Annotated in this window: 15 protein-coding genes; all 15 read right to left on the reverse strand. The window is 29.4% G+C overall.

The window, feature by feature from the left end; translation table 11 throughout:
• Nucleotides 1–4 precede the first annotated feature (4 nt).
• Nucleotides 5–853, reverse strand: coding sequence for a glycosyltransferase family 2 protein (locus NLJ00_RS01875; protein ID WP_256636065.1), 849 nt, complete (start codon nt 851–853; stop codon nt 5–7).
• 4 nt (nt 854–857) lie between these two features.
• The gene (locus NLJ00_RS01880; protein WP_180860913.1) at nt 858–1,781 is read right to left on the reverse strand and encodes a glycosyltransferase family 2 protein; all 924 of its coding nucleotides are present in this window, start codon (nt 1,779–1,781) and stop codon (nt 858–860) included.
• An 8-nt stretch (nt 1,782–1,789) separates the two neighbouring features.
• Nucleotides 1,790–2,623, reverse strand: coding sequence for a glycosyltransferase (locus NLJ00_RS01885; RefSeq protein WP_180860916.1), 834 nt, complete (start codon nt 2,621–2,623; stop codon nt 1,790–1,792).
• Between the two features lies 1 nt (nt 2,624).
• Complete coding sequence (locus NLJ00_RS01890) at nt 2,625–3,599, reverse strand: glycosyltransferase family 2 protein (protein ID WP_180860919.1); 975 nt, start codon at nt 3,597–3,599, stop codon at nt 2,625–2,627.
• Nucleotides 3,596–4,495, reverse strand: coding sequence for a glycosyltransferase family 2 protein (locus tag NLJ00_RS01895; RefSeq protein ID WP_180860922.1), 900 nt, complete (start codon nt 4,493–4,495; stop codon nt 3,596–3,598). The genes NLJ00_RS01890 and NLJ00_RS01895 overlap by 4 nt, the downstream gene beginning before the upstream one ends.
• Before the next feature lie 21 nt (nt 4,496–4,516).
• The gene (locus NLJ00_RS01900) at nt 4,517–5,782 is read right to left on the reverse strand and encodes an ABC transporter ATP-binding protein (protein ID WP_180860938.1); all 1,266 of its coding nucleotides are present in this window, start codon (nt 5,780–5,782) and stop codon (nt 4,517–4,519) included.
• A 39-nt stretch (nt 5,783–5,821) separates the two neighbouring features.
• Nucleotides 5,822–6,682 carry an ABC transporter permease gene (locus NLJ00_RS01905; protein ID WP_256636066.1) on the reverse strand — a complete coding sequence of 287 codons (861 nt, stop codon included), beginning with the start codon at nt 6,680–6,682 and terminating at the stop codon, nt 5,822–5,824.
• A gap of 151 nt (nt 6,683–6,833) precedes the next feature.
• Nucleotides 6,834–8,801: a polysaccharide biosynthesis protein gene (locus NLJ00_RS01910; RefSeq protein ID WP_180860942.1), complete on the reverse strand. Its 1,968-nt coding sequence runs from the start codon at nt 8,799–8,801 to the stop codon at nt 6,834–6,836.
• 89 nt (nt 8,802–8,890) lie between these two features.
• Nucleotides 8,891–9,775, reverse strand: a complete 885-nt coding sequence (rfbA, locus tag NLJ00_RS01915) for a glucose-1-phosphate thymidylyltransferase RfbA (protein ID WP_256636067.1) — start codon at nt 9,773–9,775, stop codon at nt 8,891–8,893.
• 66 nt (nt 9,776–9,841) lie between these two features.
• On the reverse strand, nt 9,842–10,687 hold the full coding sequence (gene rfbD, locus NLJ00_RS01920; protein ID WP_256636068.1) for a dTDP-4-dehydrorhamnose reductase: 846 nt from the start codon (nt 10,685–10,687) through the stop codon (nt 9,842–9,844).
• Complete coding sequence (rfbC, locus tag NLJ00_RS01925) at nt 10,687–11,235, reverse strand: dTDP-4-dehydrorhamnose 3,5-epimerase (protein WP_256636069.1); 549 nt, start codon at nt 11,233–11,235, stop codon at nt 10,687–10,689. Before rfbC ends, rfbD begins: the two co-directional genes overlap by 1 nt.
• 4 nt (nt 11,236–11,239) lie before the next feature.
• Nucleotides 11,240–12,388, reverse strand: coding sequence for a DegT/DnrJ/EryC1/StrS family aminotransferase (locus NLJ00_RS01930; protein ID WP_256636070.1), 1,149 nt, complete (start codon nt 12,386–12,388; stop codon nt 11,240–11,242).
• Nucleotides 12,381–13,001, reverse strand: coding sequence for an acetyltransferase (locus NLJ00_RS01935; RefSeq protein WP_180860952.1), 621 nt, complete (start codon nt 12,999–13,001; stop codon nt 12,381–12,383). The genes NLJ00_RS01930 and NLJ00_RS01935 overlap by 8 nt, the downstream gene beginning before the upstream one ends.
• Nucleotides 12,988–13,593, reverse strand: coding sequence for a sugar transferase (locus NLJ00_RS01940; protein WP_180860955.1), 606 nt, complete (start codon nt 13,591–13,593; stop codon nt 12,988–12,990). The genes NLJ00_RS01935 and NLJ00_RS01940 overlap by 14 nt, the downstream gene beginning before the upstream one ends.
• Nucleotides 13,581–14,768: a glycosyltransferase family 4 protein gene (locus NLJ00_RS01945; RefSeq protein ID WP_256636071.1), complete on the reverse strand. Its 1,188-nt coding sequence runs from the start codon at nt 14,766–14,768 to the stop codon at nt 13,581–13,583. Before NLJ00_RS01945 ends, NLJ00_RS01940 begins: the two co-directional genes overlap by 13 nt.
• Nucleotides 14,769–14,835: the final 67 nt, after the last annotated feature.

Consider the following 14,835-nt stretch of genomic DNA (forward strand, 5'->3'; position numbering starts at 1 on the left):
GAAATTAGAATAAAAGATTTTTAATAAACCTCAAGGGCATTAAGATTATTTTCCCTAATTTATAGTCGATTGTTTTTCGAAGATTATGCGAACTTAATTCTAAAACTTCCATTTGCGAAAAAAGATTATCGATCATTAATTCATGATATGTATTCCATAAATCTTTATGTTTTGTATATATATATTTCCATAATTCATATTTATGCAATTTATCAGCCTGAGAATTTCTTGATTGTATCTTTTTTCTATAGTTAAATAAATATTCCTCCAATATTACAATTTCCCATCCAGCTTTTACTACCGAGATATTAAATTCCCAATCTTCATAACCCTTCCTCATGTTTTCATCGTAACCTTTTGCATCTGCCCAGCATTGTTTTCTAAAAAGAACACTTCCTGCTGAAGCTCCATTTCCTAAAATTAATATTTTCAAATCTCCGCCTTCTGGTTTAAATTTTTCTATAATACCTTTTTCAGTAAAAACCTTTATCCAACAACTTACTAAACCTACTTTATTATAAATGCTAAGAACATTTAACGCTTTTGAAATGAAATCAGCATCAAAATAATCGTCGGCATCTAAAGTTAAAATATAATCTCCTTTAGCATTCTTTATTCCTGTGTTTCTGGCTGCACTAGGTCCTGAATTCTCTTGATATACAATTGTTATGTTTTCCTGTTTTATCTCTTTCAGAACGTTTTGTGTAATGGTATCTGAACCATCATCTACAATAATAATCTCAACATTTTTATGTGTTTGGTTATTAATTGAATTTATTGCTTCATGAATATATTTATAATCATTATAACAAGGTATAACTACAGATACTAGAAAATTAAAATTTGATTCCATACTTTTAAGCTAAATATTTCTTCCCCGTTTCTCTGTTTTTTAAAACGCTTAACTTAATACTTTTTCTGTCTATTAGTTTATATTTAGTTTTGTTAATTTGATATTCACTAAAATTTAATTTTAATAAACTAACTATTGCTTCTTTAAAAAAATACCTTCTAATTTTACTAATTCTTGTATGATCTTCAGAATTTACATTCCCATATTGTATTCTAATTCTGTTCAAGAATTTATTATAATATTTTTTAGATCCTTTAGAAAAATTAACTGTATAATTATTATCACTATCGTGCTTAATAATTGTTTTAGGCGTAATGCCTATTTTTAAATTATGATATAATACCCGCTGGCAAAAATTATCATCTTCGCCATACAGAAAGAACATTGGATCAAATCCTCCTACAATTTCAAAAGTTTTTTTAGGCATAAACCACGCAGCGGCGTTTATCATTTCGACCTCATAAATCTCTTTCATTTCTTTATTTAAAATAGAATCAGAAATCAAATCTTTTCCTTGACGATTTATATAATATAAAAAACTCATATCTAATAAATCACCATTCCCATCTGAATGTATTGGACTTATTATCCCAAAGTTTAAATTTCTACTTGAAACTTCTAATAGTTTTTCAACAGTATCTTTTTCTATAACTGTATCTTGATTTAATAAAAAAATGAAATCACTATTTAACTCAAGTGCTAGCGAAATACCTAAATTATTAGCCCGCCCAAATCCTAAATTTTCTTTAGATTCAATGAGTTTGATTTTTTGAGAATAATTACTTTTCAAAAAATCTTTTGTATTATCTGTACTACAATTATCAACAACTATAATTTCTGGCAATATGGTACTTTCCAGAATAGAATCTATACAACCTTCGATCCATTTCATACCGTTGAAAGTAACAATAACTAAGCTTATTTTCATTTTTTAATTTAAATTAATCTACTAAGAATATCCTTTCCTAACATAAAATTTACTTTTATTGAGATGCTAAATTTAAAAACCGATAGGAGATAGATTAAACCTTTCTTTTTGCCTAATATATATATACAATGATCTATATATTTCTTTCCAGCAAATATTTCCTGCTCTGAAGTGGAATTATTATTTCTTAAACTCTTTTGATATTTGTTATGAAATGACATTATCGAGAAAAACCAATCTTTATTTAATGTACCTATAGAAAAATGTTCTATTAAAATTTTCTTTGTTACTCCAATTTTTTTTCCTTTTGTTTTAACATTACAAGATAAGCTAAGATCATAATTATGAAAACCTGTCAAGTCAGTATCAAATAGAAAATTATTATCACGTTTTAAAGCCATGAAAACTCCATCAATTACTAAAACTTCTTGCAAATTATCATTTGTAAATCCAAAGAATTGTTTTTCAACTTTACCTTTTTCATGTTGAATGATATTGACTACTTTATACTTGTTTTCACAATCCCACCATCCTGTTGGGTATTGCGTTTTAACTTTGGCGCCGGCAATTCCGATAAGAGCAAAATTAGGGTTTTCTTTAAACTCAGATTCTAATATTTTCCCCCATTCTTTAGTATGAAATAAAATGTCATCATGAATAAAGCATAATAAATCTCCTTTACTCTTTTGAATTCCTAAGTTATAAGCTTCAAAAATAGAATAACTAGATTCTGAATTGTCTATCAATATTAATTCATATTGATTTCCAATTGTATCACTTATGTTTTGGGTAAATTCTTCAGAAAGAACTTTTGTACGGCTGCAGATAATTAAAGAAATCATTTTAGAAAAAATTAATAATATTCTTAAACCGTTTACGAAAGGGATATTTTTTTATAAATAAGTCAAAGATTCCAAGTAAAATTAAAATTGCTTTCCACTTTTTTTTATTATTGAACAAAAGCAAAGCTTTATCATACTTAAGTAACTTACTTATCTTTTGATTTTGCTTAATAATTTGTTCTTTGTTAGCCAAAGTATTTAGTTGTAAATAGTTAGCTATTACTTCTCGCATTTGAAGATCTATATCGATAAGTGATGCTTTTTTTTCAGATTTTGAAACAAGTGCTATGACACTATTATGATGATACCTAAAATTATTAATCGATTCTGCTATAAATGAAATTTTTTGTTTGATAATTGCTTGAAAATATATTACCCAATCTCCACAATATTTAAGTGCGGGTGTATTAATTAACTGATCTGAAATTTCTAAGTTTTCTTTTCGAAATAGAACAGCACTAGCATTTGGAATTACATTTTTATTTATCAAATATTTTTCGATAAATAAATTACCATCCATAACAAAATTTTGGGTAAACTGTTCCGTATCTAAATCATCAGTATATGTTTTCCAATTTCCAATAATTTCATCATGTACATCTACTCTGTTAGATTGACAATATGACAAAGTAATCTGATTATTCAACAATAACGGTTTACTGACCGATTCTAAAAAATTTGGATCACAGAAATCATCAGATTCTGCAATCCATATAAATTCACCTTTTGCAAGTGCTATCCCCTTTTTCCATTGTATAAAAGTATTTCCTGAATTTATTTCATTAAAAACACAATGACTTACATATTCATTTTTTGAATACTTTAGAAGAATTTCTTTGCTGTTATCTGTACTGCAATCATCTAAAAGAATTACTTCAAAGTTACTATATGTTTGATTAAATATGCTTTCTAATCTTTTTTCAAGAAAATTTGCATGATTATAATTGGGTAAGATAACAGAAATAAGAGGATTCATTTTTTAGTTATTTTCTTTTTCAATCTTCTCACTATTATATATATCAATTTTCTTGTAGAATAATTCCTTACTGCATTTTTCTCAACACATAACACTGGAGCATACCTATTCATTATATCATGCAATGCCTGATATATTTCTCTTTCATATTTAAAATTGTAATATTCATTTATTCTATGATATAAATCTGCTCTATAGTGTATCATTCTAAAATCTTTGTGTGTTATGGAAACTCCCAACCCAAAAACTCTATAAACACTCATTACTTCTTTAAAAAGAAAAAATTTGCCAAATTGAAATAGATAAGATGCGAGCGCAATATCTCCACTTTTAACATTTAAAAATTCTTGAGGAAAAACATTATTCTCTTCAAAAAAAACATTCCTGAAAACAATTGATGCCGTTGGAATATTCCAATGATACAATAATCCATATAGATTATATTCATAATCAATCATTTTAAGTTCTTGATCAACAAATTTATTGCTGCCGTTTTCAAGTGTAAGAAATTGACAACGATGAAAACACATTACATAATCTGTATTTGCTTCTAAAAAATCGATTTGTTTTTTTAATTTCAAAGGATCAGTCCAATAATCATCTCCTTCACAAATTGCAATAAACTCCCCCTTACTGGCTTGTAATACAAACTGAGAGTTTAACATCATGCCAATATTTGACTCATGTTTTATATAGTTTATCCAATTGCCTCGAGGATGGTTTTCTATAATTGAATTTACAATCTCATGTGTTCTATCAGGTGAGGCATCATTAGAAATAATTAATTCAACCTGAAAGTCAACTTCTTGCATTAAGACACCATTTATTGCTTCTTCAATAAATTTTTCGTGACCGTAAGTTATCATGCATACGCTGACTTTTATACTTTTTGACATTGTCGTATTTCTATTTAAATATTATTGTATTTTCCATTCAAACTGTGGTCTTATATATCCCGGTTCTCTACCCATATAAGTTCCTAATTCTCTACCAGCATCTACTACTGTGAAAGCGACAACATCACTCTCAATAAAAATTGGTTGTTTTGAATCTTCAACAATAAAAAGAGATAAAAAGTACTGTCCCGATTGAAAAAAAGATATTGGAAAATTACAAGTTATATCATTTATACCATTCTTTAAAGAAAATGATCCTGCATTAGAAAATGAAAACATAGCTTCTCCCATTTCATTATTTAAATGATAAGTTATATGATATCTTTCAGGGTCGTTTATTTTTATATTTAGCTTAGTATTAAGAATAATTAATTCATTTTCACGCAATACATCATCAGAATTTCTTCCATAGTTTTTTAAAGAAATTTCGATTAATTTAAAAACCGGAAAATCATATTCATTACCAAATGTTCTCGAATTCATTGTTTCAGCATTTCCTCCAAGATAATAACTTACAGCATTTTCTATCTCCCCTTCAAAAGCTACTTTTCCATGTTCCAAAATAATTCCTCTTGTACACAAACTCTTTACTGCAGCCATATTATGACTAACAAATAAAACCGTTCGTCCTTCTCCTTTAGAAATGTCCTGCATTTTACCAATTGCCTTTTTTTGAAACTCGGCATCACCAACAGCTAAAACCTCATCAATAACTAAAATTTCTGGCTCAAGAAATGCAGCAACTGCAAATGCAAGGCGTACAGTCATTCCGCTACTATATCTTTTTACTGGAGTATCTATATATCTTTCACATCCTGAAAACTCTATTATAGCATCAAGTTTAGAAGCGATTTCTTTTTTTGTCATTCCAAGGATTGCGCCGTTTAAAAAGATATTTTCACGACCAGTCATTTCACCATTAAAACCGGTTCCTACTTCTAGTAATGAGGCAATTCTACCTCGAGATTTTATACTTCCGGTTGTTGGGGCAGTTACTTTGGAAAGTATTTTTAATAAAGTTGATTTTCCTGCTCCATTTTTACCAATGATTCCTAAAACCTCACCACGTTTTACTTCGAAATTAATATCTTGTAAAGCCCAAACATATTCTGAGTTTCCTTTTGTAGTGCGGTCATTTGTATCACCAATTTTCAGATATGGATTTTCTTTACCACGAATTTGATGCCACCATCTATTTAAATCGTGCGTTAATGTACCTGTTCCTACTTCTCCTAAACGATATTGTTTAGAAATATTTTCGGCTCTTAAAATAATATCTTTTTCCAAATTATAATGTAAATTATATATATGCTTGAAAATATAAATCTAAACTGTATCGATAAAGCTTTTTTCTGTCTTGTTAAAAATTAAAAGACCAAGAAAAAAAATAACAACAGTAATAGTTAATGTATAACTTAATCCTAATACTGAAATTTCTCCAACATCTAGAAGCATATAGCGTGTCGACTCGATAATATAAGCTAGTGGATTATATTCTACAATCCATCCATAATTAGGCAATTTTGCTTTAACAAGTTCCATTGGGTACATTACTGCTGATAAGTACATCAGTAATTGGATTCCAAATGCTACTAAATAACTAAAATCACGGTATTTTGTTACCATTGAAGAAATAAGCATACCTAGTCCTAGTCCTAAAACCCCCATAATTACAATCAATAATGGAAAAAGAAACAATGAACTATTTAAAGTTAAAGTAGAGCCTGTGAAATAATAAAAAATATAGAATACAATAAAAATTACGAGTTGAATCCCCAACTTAATCAAATTCGAAATTACAACTGAAAGAGGTGTTATTATTCTCGGAAAATAAACTTTTCCAAATATACTTGCATTAGCCTTAAATGTATCAGAGGTTCCATTTAAACAAGCAGTAAAATAATTCCAAACAGTTATCCCTGCTAAATTAAATAAGAATGGAGGAATCGAACCTGTGTTAATGCCTGCTACATTATTAAATATTATTGTAAAGGTTATTGAAGTGAATAGTGGCTGAATCAAGTACCAAAGTGGACCTAATACCGTTTGCTTATATACAGTAATTACATCTCTTTTAACAAAAAGAAAAAGTAAATCTCTGTATTGCCATACCTCTTTAAAGTTTAGAGAAAAGAACTTGTTTTTTGGCGTTATTTCGAACAACCAATCATTAGGATTATTATTCATTTATATTCTATATAATCAATTTTTAATAATACATATAAGAGTTCTTCAACTCTTAATTTAACAAGATTTTTAGCCTTTTATTATTTAATTAAAAAGGAAAAAGGCGTTTTAAAAAAACACCTTTTTAATATATCTATCGAATTTGTCTGAATTATTTATCAAGAACTTCAAAAGCAGAATTCATACTTTTAAATTCAGGAACAATTTTTTTCATTTTTGCAACTATATCTTCGTTATCATAAAAATCTGCAATTCCAATTAATTCATCTATATCTGTATGCAGGTTTTCATATTCATCCTGTATTTCCTGAGCAATCATAATTTTATTATGATAGGTTGGTAACGTTTTAGAAGTATCATTTAATAATTCTTCATATAATTTTTCACCAGGTCGCAATCCAACTATTTTTATTTTGATTTCCTTGTCTGGTATAAATCCAGCAAGTTTAATCATTTTTTTAGCTAAATCGATAATTCTTACCGGTTTACCCATATCAAAAATATAGATCTCCCCACCATTACCCATTGCACCAGCTTCTAAAACTAATTGACAAGCCTCTGGAATAGTCATAAAATATCGAATAATATCCTGATGCGTAATTGTTACTGGACCTCCTTCTGCAATTTGTTTAGTAAACAAAGGAACAACAGAACCGTTAGATCCTAAAACATTACCAAAACGTGTAGTAATAAACTTTGTAACTCCAGGTATATTCTCTTTTTGATTTTTCAAATATAAAGACTGAACATATTTCTCTGCTATTCGCTTGCTGGCTCCCATAACATTGCTCGGATTCACAGCTTTATCGGTCGAAACCATCACGAATTTTTTGACATGATATTTACATGCTAAATCAGCTAAATTTTTGGTTCCTTTGATATTAGTCAAAATAGCTTGTGATGGATTTTCTTCCATCAACGGAACATGCTTATAAGCAGCAGCGTGAAAAACAACATGCGGATTATAATTTTTAAATACTTTCTCTAATGCTTTTTTACTTTTTACATCTGTGATAACTGCCACAATTTTTGCAGTCGTATCCATGCTTAATGTTTCTAAGCAAAGATTATGTAAAGGAGTTTCTGCGTGATCTAAAATAATAACTGTCTTTGGATTAAATCCCAGAACCTGTCTTACTATCTCACTACCAATTGACCCGGCAGCTCCAGTAATAAGGATAGTTTTATCTTTCAATTGTTTAGAAATCGACTTACTGTCTAAAACTATAGGTTTTCTTTCTAATAAATCTTCAATCTGAATATTTTTTACTTTTTGAGAAATTTCTTTTTGATTTTCCCAATCTGAAATTAAAGGAACTGTATAAACTCTATAGTTGAATTCAAGACATTGATCAACAATGATTAACTGTTCATCTTTTGACAAACTTTTATCAGCAATAATAACTCCTTCTGCAGCAACAGAACGCATTAAAGCCGGAAGTTTTTTTCTTAAAATCAAAATAGGAAGATCCAGCATCCTCTTCGATGCATTTTGATTATTTTTATCTACAAAACCAACAATTTTAAATCGAGACGGAGTTTCAAACTTTAATGCATTTGCAACAGAAATGGCGTTTGCATCAGTTCCATAAATTACAGTTCTTATTAGTTTTGAATTTGTTTTTTCTGAAAAATATAATTCGAAAGTTTGCTTTACAATTACACGATATAAGAACAAACCGCAGAAAGACAACACTAAATTTATAAATAATGCCGTATTTAAAAATGCTTTTTCACCCTCATATAGTTCATAAACTAGATTGACAAACAAAAAAAACACTAAAACTGACATTTGAGAAAACAAAAGTTTTATCGCATCAATATAAGATGAATGTCTTATAATACCTGAATAAGTCCTAAAAAGCCAAAAGAAGAAAACATTAACAATTATTAAACTTGTAACAAAATAAAAATCATGAGAAATAATAATATATCCTAGGGCTGTACCTTCAAACAGCATATAGGTAAATGTAAATGAGAAAATAAGCACCATTACATCTATAGCAACAATAATCCACCTTGGTAAATAACTAAGATTATTAATGTTTGCTCTCAAATTCCTTGGAGAAAAAGAATTGTACAAAAAGGATGCTATTTTAGTTGGTTTATCTGTATCCAATTTTTGATTTAATTAAATTTTTTAACAGACTTTGTCTGTTTTACAAAAATACGAATTAAAGGATTATAAATTTATTAATTTTTTTGAAATTAAATTTTAACCCCATTTTTCTTTTGTTTTAAAAGTTCATTCAAATATTCTCCATAACCGGATTTAACTAATGACAAAGCTAAACTCTTCAATTGTTCATCATTAATAAAGCCTTGTCTCCATGCCACTTCTTCAATGCATCCAACTTTTAAACCTTGTCTTTCCTCAAGAACCTGAACAAAATGCCCCGCTTGCATTAAACTGTTAAAAGTTCCGGTATCAAGCCAAGCTGTTCCTCTTCCTAAGACGCCAACTTTTAAATTCCCTTTTTCTAAATAGATTTTATTCACATCTGTTATTTCATATTCTCCTCTTGGACTTGGCTTTATATTTTTAGCAATTTCAACTACTGTATTATCATAAAAATACAATCCAGGAACGGCAAAATTTGATTTTGGCTTTTCTGGCTTTTCTTCAATACTAATTGCATTTAAATTTCCATCAAATTCAACAACACCGTAACGTTCAGGATCTGAAACATGATATGCAAAAACAACTCCCCCATTAGGTTTAGTGTTAGATCTCAATAATTCCTGCATTGTAGCTCCAAAGAATATATTATCCCCTAAAATTAATGCTACCTCATCGGTTCCAATAAAATCTTCTCCAATAACAAAGGCTTGTGCTAAACCATTTGGAATTACTTGTTCTGCATAACTAAATTTACATCCTAAATTAGAACCATCACCTAATAATTTTTTAAAATTTGGCAGATCATGTGGTGTAGAAATAATTAATATTTCATTAATTCCTACCATCATCAATGTAGACAATGGGTAATAAATCATTGGTTTGTCATAAACAGGCATCATTTGCTTACTGACTGCGAGTGTTAAGGGATGTAAACGTGTCCCGGAACCTCCAGCTAAAATTATTCCTTTCATAATATCTTTGAGTTTTTAGATTTTAAAAATTTATTGCTTAAATGCAACAACAAATCTTAAATTAATCTATATGAACATTTTTTCTAAACTATCTTTATAATTAGGAATATCAACGTTATAAGTTTTTTTTATCTTTAATTTACTTAACAACGAAAATATTGGTCGTTTTGCAGGAGTTGGATAAGATGATGACGGTATCCCATAAACTTTACAATTGTACTTTCCAAACTCTTTTATCGCCAACGCAAATTCATACCATGTTATTTCACCTTCATTTGAATAATTGTAAATTCCTGGTATCCATTTTTCAGATTCAACAATATCAATAATTACCTGCGCTAAATCAGCGGCATAAGTAGGAGATCCTACTTGATCATTAACAACATTAATTTGATTTTTTTCTTGCATTAATCTCTGCATTGTTTTAACAAAATTATTGCCAAATTTGCTATAAACCCAAGAAGTTCTAATTACAATTGAGTTTGGATTTTCTTTAAGACAAGCTACTTCTCCGGCTCTTTTACTTTCACCATAGATATTAATAGGATTTGTTACAGCTTCTTCATTTAAAGGACTTGATGAAGATCCGTCAAACACATAATCTGTCGAAATATGTAGTAATTTCACATTATTACCCTCAGCATATTTAGCGATTGATTCAACTGCTAAATGATTAATTGTAAAAGCTATTTCTTTTTCTGTCTCTGCTTTGTCTACTAATGTGTATGCTGCGCAATTCAGGATAATATCAGGTTTAATTTCATTTAGTTGCACTTTCAGCACGTTAACATCATCAAGTGTAACTTTGCTTCGATCTGCAAAAACCCAATTATACTGTAAATATTGTAACGACAAAACATACAATTCAGAACCCAATTGACCATTCGAACCAGTTACAAGTATCTTCTTCATTAAAATAAACTATTGCATTCCTGAATGAAAGGTAGAGTTTGATCTTTCTCTGAAATAATGGCTTTATTTAAATCTATCACCCAGTCAATATTTAATGACGGATCATCAAATTTAATACCTCCTTCAGAAGCTTTATTGTAAATCTGATCACATTTATACATTACAGAAGCGGTTTCACTTATCACTGAAAAACCATGTGCAAAACCTTTTGGTATTAATAGCTGCTTTTTATTTTCGGCTGATAATAAAACACTGAATGTTTTGCCGTAAGTTAGCGAACCTTTTCTCAAATCAACTACAATATCTACTATTTCGCCTTGTAAAACACGAACTAGTTTTGTTTGAGCAAACGGTGGATTTTGATAATGTAAACCTCTCAAGGTTCCATATCGTGAAAAAGATTGATTATCCTGAATAAAATCAATTTCAACACCTAAGTCTTGAAATTTAGTTTTGCTGTATGATTCAAAAAAATAACCTCTTTCATCTCCTAATATAATAGGTTCTACGATCAGTAAACCTTCAATAAATGTTTTTTCAATTTTCATTTAATTAGAATTTCACATTAAAAAAATCGTCTAAAACTGCCTGTATTCTTTTTCTATCTTCATCACTTAAATTTGATCCAGAAGGCAGACATAACCCATTTTCAAATAATTTTTCAGACACTTTTTTACCATAATATGGATACTGTTCAAAAACAGGCTGCAAATGCATTGGCTTCCAAAGAGGCCTGCTTTCAATATTAGCAGCTTCAAATGCAATTCTTAAATCTTCTCTTGTCTTTCCATTAGTTTTTGCTGAATCTATTGTAATGGCAGACAACCAATGATTTGAAAAATAATCATCATTTGGTTCTGTAAGAACCTCAACTCCTTCAATATTATTAAAGTAATTAGCATAAAAATTATTCATCTTTCTACGAAGTTGTATATGATTGTCTAAAATTTCCATTTGTCCACGACCAATCCCTGCGCAGATATTACTCATTCTGTAATTATATCCAATTTCGCTGTGTTGATAATGAGGTGCATTATCTCTAGCCTGAGTAGAAAGAAAAACTGCTTTTTCTTTTACCTCTGATTTTTTTGTTACAATTGCTCCACCTCCAGACGTTGTAATAATTTTATTTCCATTAAAAGAAAGAACTCCTATTTCGCCAAAAGTTCCACACTTCTTATTTTTAAAATAACTCCCTAATGCTTCTGCACTATCTTCAAGAACAGGAATATTATACTTTGCAGCGATATTATTAATATCATCAACTTTATAAGGCATTCCATAAAGATGAACTGCAATGATTGCTTTTGGTTTTTTTCCTTTCGAGATTCTGTCAATAATAGCATTTTCTAATGAGATTGGACATAAATTCCATGTATCACTTTCGCTATCAACAAAAACAGGAGTTGCCCCTAAATACATAATTGGATTTGCAGATGCTGAAAAAGTCATACTTTGGCAAATAACTTCATCACCAGCTTTAATGCCTAATAGAATTAGCCCTAAATGAATAGCAGCTGTTCCTGAACTTAGTGCGCCTACTTGAACATTTGATCCCAAATATGTTTCTAAATCTTTTTCGAAACCGTTCACATTTGGCCCTAATGGAGCTATCCAATTTGTATCAAAAGCTTCTTGAACATATTTTTCTTCTGTCCCTCCCATATGTGGAGATGACAGCCATATTTTTGAATTATTCATTTTTATGATTATATTTTATTATTTTGCCTGGATTACCAACAACAACAGCAAAATCCGGAATATCATCGATTATTACCGATCCAGCTCCTATCGTTGCCCATTTTCCAATTTTAACACCTTGTATAACGCAAGTACCAATACCAACATGTGTTCCTTCTCCTATTATAACGTTTCCTGCCAGAGAAACATTGGGAGAAATATGGCAATAGTCTGCTATGTTGCAATCATGGTCAATTATTGACCCCGTATTAATGATACAATGCTTACCTATATTTACAGAAGCATTTATAACGACTCCTGCCATAACAACAGAACCTTTGTCAATTTTTGCACTTTCAGATATGATTGCTTTATTGTGAAATGCAACAGCAAAGTCAGCATTAATGTTTGAAGCAATTTTTTTTCTAGTCCCATTATTTCCTATAGAAATAATAATATTATCTCCTGGTAAGATTTCTGTTTTAGAAAATTCAATTACAGGAATATCCATAAGAAAATTATCTTTTGGATAGTCATCCAAAATTGCTCCAACTTTATTGTTTATGCTTTTTAATATCTCAATAATTACTTTGCAATGACCGCTTGCTCCATATAAATATTTAACACTCTCCATTAAAACGATCTATAGTCGCAACATTTGCTGCATTAATTCCTTCACTTACAATTACTTTTTTAAAAGTTTTCAGAATAATTTTTAAATCTAACAAAAATGATACATTTTCAACATACCAAACATCAAATGTAAATTTATCCTGCCATGAAATTGCATTTCTCCCATTTACTTGTGCCCAACCTGTAATACCTGGTTTGACGTCATGTCGTTGTTTTTGAAATTCGTTATACAATGGTAAATATTCCGGTAGTAATGGACGAGGCCCTATAATACTCATATCACCTTTTAGAACATTTAACAATTGAGGTATCTCGTCTAAAGATGTTTTTCTAACAAATTGACCAATCTTCGTTAATCGTTCTGCATCTGATAATAATTCTCCTTGAGAATCTTTCTTCTCGTTCATGGTTCTAAACTTTATTATTTTAAAAACCTTACCACTTTTCCCTGGACGGTTTTGAAAAAAAAATGGTTTTCCTTGATTTGCAAAACATAAGCCTATTGTTACTATAAAAAAAACTGGACTCAGAATTAGAAAACCAATAAATGCAACTAAAAAATCAAGTGCGGGTTTAAAAACTACTTTGTACATAAATTTTCTAATTTTTTATATTCATCTAAAATAGCATCCCAAATGACTTTTTGATCATAGCGAGATACGATCATTTCTCTAGATTTCTCTTTTAAAGAATTTTTCAATTCTGAATCACTAATCATTCTTTTCATACTATCATATATCGATTGGGCATTTTTTACAGGCACAATTATTCCATTAATTCCGTCTTCAATAATTTCATTACATCCATTTATATCAGAGACAATGGATGGTAAGCCCATAGCGCCTGCTTGCATTACAACATTTGGAAATCCCTCTCGATAGCTAGGAAAAACTAAACAATCGCTAATAGCAAAATAAGAACGAACATCTGGCTGGAAACCAACTGAAAGAATTCTTGAATTTTCGTTAATAATCTGAAGAGTATTCACATCCAATGGATCCAATTCTTCTTCAAAAGAACCAACCAGAATTAATTTAGCATTACTATAATCCTTACTAAGTTCATTAAAGGATTTAACCAGTTCATTTATACCTTTATCAGAAACAAGTCTTCCAACAAAAATAAAAACAAAATCCGTTGGAATAATATTTAAATGTTTTGCTAATAAAGTTTTTTGTTCTGATGAAATTAAGTTTGCATCAAAATAATTGGTGTTAATTCCATTTGAACTTCCATTCCCTAAAACTTTTAATTTTGTTTTATCTACAAATTTATTTTCTACTATAAAATCATACAACCCTTTTGAGTTTGGATATACATTTGTAGCAAATCGATAAGTTAATTTTTCTACAAGATTTAATAACTTTCTTTTATTTCCCGTCGCTTCCATTAATGGTAAACCTGCAACAGTATGTAGTCTAAAGGGTACTCCCGCAAACTTTGCAGCAAGCATTGAAATAATACCTGCTTTTGGTGTATGAGAGTGGACTATAAAAGGTTTTTCTTTTTTTAAAATACTATATAATTTATAAAGGGATTTTAAATCTTTTGCAGGCGAAATTTTTCTAGTCATTTCTACCGACAAAACACGAATTCCTTCATCTAAATTAACATCTGACAGTTCTTTTCCAGCAGATGAAATTCCGATTACTTCATAATAAGAAGACATAAATCTACTTTGCCCTTTTAATAAAGTTTTTAATGATAATGGAACAGTCGTAATACGTATTAACTTCTGTTTACTTTTACCTGAAATTATTTGGTTCATTTCTAAGTTTAGGGATATTTTTAACACGATCAAACATTTAACGCACTAAAAAGTGTTTGTGTTTGTA

It is taken from the genome of Flavobacterium panici (assembly GCF_024499525.1).
Taxonomy (GTDB): domain Bacteria; phylum Bacteroidota; class Bacteroidia; order Flavobacteriales; family Flavobacteriaceae; genus Flavobacterium; species Flavobacterium panici.

Excerpts from the sequence above, each read along its gene's own strand:
- NLJ00_RS01875 (WP_256636065.1), bottom strand. The coding sequence starts at position 853 with ATGGAATCAAATTTTAATTTTCTAGTATCTGTAGTTATACCTTGTTAT.
- NLJ00_RS01880 (WP_180860913.1), bottom strand. The coding sequence starts at position 1,781 with ATGAAAATAAGCTTAGTTATTGTTACTTTCAACGGTATGAAATGGATC.
- NLJ00_RS01885 (WP_180860916.1), bottom strand. The coding sequence starts at position 2,623 with ATGATTTCTTTAATTATCTGCAGCCGTACAAAAGTTCTTTCTGAAGAA.
- NLJ00_RS01890 (WP_180860919.1), bottom strand. The coding sequence starts at position 3,599 with ATGAATCCTCTTATTTCTGTTATCTTACCCAATTATAATCATGCAAAT.
- NLJ00_RS01895 (WP_180860922.1), bottom strand. The coding sequence starts at position 4,495 with ATGTCAAAAAGTATAAAAGTCAGCGTATGCATGATAACTTACGGTCAC.
- NLJ00_RS01905 (WP_256636066.1), bottom strand. The coding sequence starts at position 6,682 with ATGAATAATAATCCTAATGATTGGTTGTTCGAAATAACGCCAAAAAAC.
- rfbA (WP_256636067.1), bottom strand. The coding sequence starts at position 9,775 with ATGAAAGGAATAATTTTAGCTGGAGGTTCCGGGACACGTTTACATCCC.
- rfbD (WP_256636068.1), bottom strand. The coding sequence starts at position 10,687 with ATGAAGAAGATACTTGTAACTGGTTCGAATGGTCAATTGGGTTCTGAA.
- rfbC (WP_256636069.1), bottom strand. The coding sequence starts at position 11,235 with ATGAAAATTGAAAAAACATTTATTGAAGGTTTACTGATCGTAGAACCT.
- NLJ00_RS01930 (WP_256636070.1), bottom strand. The coding sequence starts at position 12,388 with ATGAATAATTCAAAAATATGGCTGTCATCTCCACATATGGGAGGGACA.
- NLJ00_RS01935 (WP_180860952.1), bottom strand. The coding sequence starts at position 13,001 with ATGGAGAGTGTTAAATATTTATATGGAGCAAGCGGTCATTGCAAAGTA.
- NLJ00_RS01940 (WP_180860955.1), bottom strand. The coding sequence starts at position 13,593 with ATGTACAAAGTAGTTTTTAAACCCGCACTTGATTTTTTAGTTGCATTT.
- NLJ00_RS01945 (WP_256636071.1), bottom strand. The coding sequence starts at position 14,768 with ATGAACCAAATAATTTCAGGTAAAAGTAAACAGAAGTTAATACGTATT.